This is a genomic window from Virgisporangium aliadipatigenens (genome assembly GCF_016863615.1).
GTDB lineage: Bacteria > Actinomycetota > Actinomycetes > Mycobacteriales > Micromonosporaceae > Virgisporangium > Virgisporangium aliadipatigenens.
The window spans coordinates 139174-145637 of sequence record NZ_BOPF01000029.1 but is presented as its reverse complement, the minus strand read 5'-3'; the positions used below and the strand labels follow the sequence as shown (position 1 = coordinate 145637).

The window sequence follows — 6464 nt, the reverse complement described above, 5'->3', positions numbered from 1 at the left end:
CGCCTCGTGCGGCGGGGTGAAGCCGGCCTCGCGCAGGGATTCCGCGATGGCCGAGCGCGCCCCTCGCCGGTACTCCTCCCGCCGCCGTTCCTGCTCGTGCGCGCGCGCCGGCTCCTCGAGGCGGGCGACCAGTTCGTCGAGTCGGCGGCCGAGTCGGCGGGTCTCGTCGTCCGGGGTCAGCCCCTCCAGATCGCGCATGAGCTGCCGGCCGATCGTGGTGCCGCGGGCGGCGATCCGGGCGCTCGCGGCGGCGTGTCCGCCCGTCGCCGTCGCCCGCACGTCGTCGGCCAGGCCGCGCAGTGCCGGCAGGTCGGCCTCGCCGAGCAGTTCGGCCAGGCGGCCGGGGCCGGTGGCGCCCCGCGCGGCGGCGTCGAGGAGTTCCACCAGGTGGCCGACCTGGCCACGGAGGTGGACCGCCGCCGCGTCCTGGGACACCTCGTAGTCCGCGAGGTCGGCGTAGATGTCGATGCCGTCGGGCAGCAGGAAATGCCGGCCCGAGGCGGGATCGCGGAAGTAGCGGGTCATGGGCAGCTTTCTCGTCAGGGCACGAGCACGGTGCCGGTCAACACCTGGACCCGGATCGCCGGCGGCAGCCGCTCGATGATGGCAGAACAGTGCGCGCAGGCGCGGAAGTGCGAGCCGTCGGGGCGCACGGTGTGGACCTTGACCGTGCCACTGGTCGTCGCCGCCCGTTCCATCTGCAGCAGGATGTCGTTGAGCGCGAGGATCTCGGCGTGCGTGCCGGGGAGGTTGCCGGCGTTGGACATCCCGCCGTCCTTCAGGTCGACCTTGATCTTGATGGGGCCGCTGCTGATGTGCGCCTCGATCGCCTCGCGCATGGCGTCGGACATGTGCGCGTTGCCGCGCTGGGCGTAGGCCTCCTCGATCCAGGCCAGGTACTTCTCGGGGTCGGTGACGCGTAGGTGGTCGTCCGGCAGGATCTCCAGGATGCCCTGTTCCTGCAGCACCTTGACGGCCTTCGTCTGGGCGTCGCCGGTGTAGAGGTTGTCGCGGATGTTCGGGCCGTTCTCGCCCATGACCACCGCCGTGGCGGGGTTGCCGCCCTTCTTGTTCTTCATCGCGTCGGCGTAGAAGGCGGCGCTCTCCTCCTCGCTGCGCGGGGTGATGGCGCGGTACTCGACCGGCACGTTCTCGTCGATGTCGACGAAGTGGCCCTTCTTCGCGCCGTCCGGGTGCACCCAGGCGCGCTGCTTGCGGGGCGGGACCTCCTCGGTGGTCGACGGGGGTGTGCTCTCGGTGTCGGTCTTGACCACCGGTACCTCTTCGTCCGCCACGACCGCCGGGACGGACTTCTCCTCGACGGGCTTCGAGGTCACCGGCGGCTCCTCGACGGGCTTGGCGGTCGCCGGCACGCCGTCGGCCTCCGTCTGCGCCCCGCCGCGGGCCGGCACGCCGTCGGCGTCGGTCGGCACGCGGCCGTCGGGATCCGCCCCGATCCGGCCGGCCCCGCCGGGCACCTCCTCTGTGCTGACGACCCGCACCGGTTGCCCGTCGTCGGCGGTCGTGGTCGGCCGAGGCCCGTCGGGATCCGCCCCGATCCGGCCGTCGCCGGCGGTGCTCGCCGACACCGGGCCGTCGTCGGCGGCGGTGGTCGTCCTGCGGGGCGCATCGTCGGCGGTGGAGGTGGTGGCAGCCGCCGGGCCGTCGCCGGACTGGTGCGCCCCCGGAAGCCCCGACGCCGGATCCGCCTCGGTCCCCTGCCGAGTGGTCCCCTCGGGCACCCCGGTCGGCCGGTAGTTGATCGACACCGTGCCGCCCATGCCGGCCCGCAGCGCCCCGCCGAACTTCTCCCCCGCGCCGATCGCGCCTTCCTGGATCCCCTGCACCCCCTTCAGCCCACCGGCGCCGTGCATCGCCGCGCCGACCACGACGGCCGACAGCAGGGACATGCCGAGCGCCTCCCAGCTGAAGTGGCCGGTGGTGACGACGTTCAGCACGGTCTCGGTGGCCGCGCCGATCGCGGTGTTGGCGAGGAACTGCCGGAACGCCGTGTTGACGACCGTCGTGCCGGCCTGCGCCGCCGAGGCGAAGTAGGCGCCGAAGCCGCCGCCGACCGCCCCGCCGATGCCGCCGATGACGGCCGCCTTGAGCACGCCCTCGCCGAGCGGCCGGTTCGACGCCCAGTTGTTGATCACTTGCATCGTCGCGCCTGTCGCGGCGCCGACGATGGCACCGGCGATGATGCCGGTCATGACGGCGCCGGTGCCCAGCGCCGCGCCGACCGCCCCGATGACGAACGGGCCGATCACCAGCGCCACGACCACGATCACCGCGATGATCAGGACCCACTTGACGACGCTCTTCCAGCGCGGCGGCACCGCGGCGGCGTTCTCCTCCGCCCTGGTGCGGATCTCGGTTTCCATCTTGGTGAGGGCGCCGCGCAGGCCCTGTTCGAGGCCGGCGCCGCTGCGCTCGAAGCCCTGTTCCAGCCCCCTGGACAGCTCGCCGTAGGTCTGCCGGACGCCGTCCACCACGCGGTCGTAGCCCTCCTTGGCGGTGGTGGTGGTCCGGGTCAGGCCGCTGTCGTGCTGCTGTTCGATGGTCTCGAAGGTGCCGGCCGCCGAGTCGGCGATCGCCTGGATCGTGGCGCCGAGGTCGTTCGCGTCGGTGGTGGCGCCGTCCAGCCCCTGCTGCGTGGACGTGGCGAGGCCGTCCGTGACGACGAAGCTCGCGTCGGACAGTTGCCCCGCGCCGAGCTCCAGGCTCTCTTCAAGCTCCTGGTGGAACGTCGTCACGCCCGCGTCGATCTCCGCCGTCGCCGCACCCAGCAGAGCGACCAGGGTGTCGACCGGCGGCGGAACGGCACCCTGCGCCTGCGCGGCGAGTGTGCCGCCGGCCTCGAGCAGGCCGTTCGCGGTGCGGGCGATGTGCTCCTGGGCGGCGCCGGTCAGCGCGAACGCCTGCTGCTCCACCGCCGCCGTCTGGGCCTGCGCGGAGGTGCGGATGTTCTCGACGAGGGAGACCTCGAGCCGGTCGAACAGCTGCTGCCCGCCGGTCAGCGCCTGGGTGATCGCGTCGAGGAGGGCGGTGCGGGCGGCGTCGGCCTGTTCGAGGGCCGCCGTGTCGGCCTGCTGGAGGGTGTCGAGCGTCGCCGTGTGCTGCTGCCGCAGGGCCTCCCGGGCACTGCCGGCGGTGGCGTGCACCGACTCGATGTCCCGCGCCTTGCCCGAAAGTGCCTGATCGGCCTGCTTGTTCGCCTCGTCGATCAGGCCGTCGTGGTACGCCTTGGAGATCTCCCGGGCGGTGTCGGCCCGCGCCTTCCCCCGGTTGTAGGTGAGCGGCCCGTCCCAGAAGCTGTCGTCCTCGTCGACGAGGCCGCGCATGTACTCCTCGGCCATCGTGGTGCCCCGGGTGGCCGCCTCGCCGCCGACGGTCTGTCCCGCCGCCCGGAACCGCCGGTCGCCCGCCTCGTACAGCCGGTCGAGCGCCTGGAGCTGCTGCCCCTCCTGGGCCTCGATGGAAAGCAGCGCGGCATTGTGGTCGTTCTCCAGGCGCAGCCGCGCGGCGGCGGTGGCGTCGGCGATCGTCGAACGCGCCGTGGCGTGCCGCGCCTCGACCGTGCCGCGCGCCGCGTCCGCCTGGGACTGCGCCTGCGCGCGCAGGGTCGCGAGGTGCGCGTGGACCGCCTGGAGGCGTTCCTCCACACCGAGGTTGATCTGCTCGACACCGGCCCGCGCGGCCTCGCGGTACCGGTCGGCGGCCACGGTGCCGAGGTCGGTGACGGCGGCGGCCCGTTCGCCGACGGCGGTGAGGAAGCTGGAAACCTGGTCGGATGCGGCCGCGCTGCGCTGTGCCCCGTCGGCCGTGGCCGGAACGCCGAACCCGACCGACGCGCCGGCGAACGAGGCGGCCGACGAGCGGACCCCGTCCAGCCCGGCGGCGGACTCGCCCGCCTCGGCGAGCGCGACGTCCTTGCGCACGGCCGCTTCGGCGGCGGGCGCCGCCACGTCGGTCGCCGCGGCGGTGCCCGGATCGGCCGGCGGCAACGGTTCCGGGGTGTACAGGGGCGCGACCGGTGGCGGCGGGCCGGCCGCCTGCGCGGCCACCTGACCGAGCGACTGCACGGCGGCGGCGCCCTGCTGGGCGATCTGTTCGGCCGGCGCCGGCTCGCTGACGTCCGCGGCGGTGGGCCCCTGAACGCCCGCCTCGCGCGACACCTCCGCCTGCGCGTCCACGCCGACGGCCTCCGCCCCGACGCCCTGCGCGTCCACCCCGGCGGCCCGCGCGTCCACCCCGACGGCCGGCTCCGTCGCGGGAGCGCCGGACAGCAGGCCGGACATGGCCCGGTTGCCGCCCGCGGCCAGCCCGGCGGCGACCTGCGGATCCATCCGGCCGGCCGGCTCACCCGTCGCGTCGGCGAGCATCCGGGCGAACGCCGCGTTGCCCAGCGATGCGGGCGCTGCGTCCGGCCGGGCGGCGTCCGACCGTTCGAGCAGCGACGCCGCGGTGCGCTCCGGCCGGCCGGTCGGCGCCGGGGGCTGCTGCTCGGTTACCGTCCGCTCGTCCACGTCACCACAATGGCCGCCGGCGGCAAGCGTTGTCATCGATCGGTAGGCCGGTTGCCGGACATCGGGTAAGGCGGCAGCGTGCGGAACGCCGCGCCGGTGAATGCGGGGCCGGCCGCGATATGCTCGGCCGGTGCCACGCGCCCGACCCGCGCCACCGAATGGCGGCCCGCTCGACCCGGGGGACGTTGTGCACGATCCGCTTCCGCCGCTGAAGTCACGACGCGGCGGACGGCTGGGCGACACCGTCGTGGCACACGTCGTGGACCGCATCGTGTCGGGCGGTTACGCGGTGGGGACCAGCCTGCCCACGGAGCCGCAGCTGTGCGAGGAGTTCGGCATCTCCCGCACGGTGATCCGCGAGTCCATCAAGCTGCTGGAGGAGAAGGGCCTGGTGCGGGCGACGTCGGGCCGCGGCACGCAGGTCCTGCCCCGGACCGGGTGGAACCTGTTGGACCCGGTGGTGCTCGAGGCACAGATCCGCCACGACAGCGAGCTGCGCGTCCTGGACGATCTGGTCGAGGTCCGGGCGGCGCTCGAGTGTGAGATGGCCGCCCGGTGCGCCCGGGTGATCGGGCCGGAGGAGAGCGCGGCGCTGGCCCGGCAGTTGGAGTTCCTCGCCACCTGTGTGGACGACGCCGGACGCTACGCGACCGAGGACGTCGTCTTCCACGAAATGATCATGGCGGCGTCGGGCAATCAGCTGGGGCTCGCCATCATCCACAGCATCCACGCCAAGGCGCGCCTGTCCGGACGGTACAACGGCACGCCGCCGCCCGGTGATCTCGCCGTCTCGCTCGCCGAGCACCAACGCATCGGCAAGGCCATCCTCGCCAAGGATCCGGACGCCGCCGCCACGCAGATGCGGTTGCACATCGTCGAGTCGTGGGCGCGACGCCGCCCCGCCCTGCACGACCGGCGCACGGAGCCCCGCCGGTAGGACGACGCCCCGCCGGACGCTACGCCGGCGGCGGTTCGATCAGCCGTTGCGCCCGGAGCGCCGACCACAGCTCGTCCGGAACGACGGCGCCGGACCGGTGGATCGTCTCGACGACCTCGGGGCGGCTGCGCATACCGACCACTGTCGACGCCACCGCCGGATCGGCGCGCACGAACGCGAGGGCGGCCGCGGGCAGGGTGACGCCGTACCGTTCGCACACCTCGGCGATCCTGGTCGCGCGCTCGACCCGCTCGGGATCGGCCGGCCGGTAGTCGTACCGGGAGTCGGCCGGCGGCCGGTCGCGGGAGAGCAGGCCCGAGTTGTACACGCCGGCGATCACGACGTCCACGCCGCGCTCCCGGGCGGCCGGCAGCAGGTCGTGGGCGGCGCCCTGGTCCAGCAGGGTGTACCGGCCGGCGCACATCACCACGTCGACGTCGGTCTCCCGGACGAAGCGGGCCAACGGGTGGGACCGGTTCATGCCGGCGCCGACCGCGCCGACGCAGCCCTCGTCGCGCAGTTCGACCAGCGCCGGCACGCCGACCTCGACCGCCTCCCGCAGATGGTCGTCGGGGTCGTGCAGGTAGACGATGTCGAACCGGTCCAGTCCGGTGCGTCGCAGGCTGTCCTCCAGGGAACGGCGGATCCCGTCGCGGCTGAAGTCCCAGACCCGCCGGTGCGTGGCCGCCACCGCGAACCCCTCCGGGTCGGTGTGCCCCCCGGTCTCCGGACTGGGCACGAGGAGCCGCCCGACCTTGGTGGAAACGGTGTACTCGTCCCGAGGCCGGGTACGCAGGGCGGCACCGAGACGCCGTTCGGACAGCCCGAGCCCGTAGTGCGGCGCCGTGTCGAAGTGCCGGACACCGGCGTTCCAGGCCGCGTCGACGGCCGACCCGAACTGCTCGTCCGACACGGCCTGGTACAGGTTCCCGCCCGGCGACCCGCCGAAGCCCAGCTCGCTCAGACGCACCGCCGGCCGTCGGCGCAGTTGCCGGGAC

4 protein-coding genes are annotated in these 6464 nt (G+C 74.1%); 1 reads left to right on the top strand and 3 read right to left on the bottom strand.

Annotation, left to right across the window (positions count from 1 at the left end):
- Together Val02_RS32755 and Val02_RS32750 are read right to left on the bottom strand one after the other, a co-directional pair.
- The coding region (locus Val02_RS32755; RefSeq protein WP_203903145.1) for a hypothetical protein at positions 1 to 525 on the bottom strand (525 nt) is incomplete at its 3' end.
- A gap of 14 nt (positions 526 to 539) precedes the next feature.
- Positions 540 to 4529 (bottom strand): hypothetical protein, encoded by a 3990-nt coding sequence (locus Val02_RS32750; RefSeq protein ID WP_203903144.1) that lies wholly within the window; start codon positions 4527 to 4529, stop codon positions 540 to 542.
- Between the two features lie 187 nt (positions 4530 to 4716).
- Between Val02_RS32750 and Val02_RS32745 the strand changes: the two genes are divergently transcribed.
- Positions 4717 to 5466 (top strand): FadR/GntR family transcriptional regulator, encoded by a 750-nt coding sequence (locus Val02_RS32745; protein WP_203903143.1) that lies wholly within the window; start codon positions 4717 to 4719, stop codon positions 5464 to 5466.
- A 19-nt stretch (positions 5467 to 5485) separates the two neighbouring features.
- Here Val02_RS32745 and Val02_RS32740 read toward each other — a convergent pair whose 3' ends face one another.
- Positions 5486 to 6436, bottom strand: a complete 951-nt coding sequence (locus Val02_RS32740) for an aldo/keto reductase (RefSeq protein WP_239153503.1) — start codon at positions 6434 to 6436, stop codon at positions 5486 to 5488.
- Between the last annotated feature and the right edge of the window lie 28 nt (positions 6437 to 6464).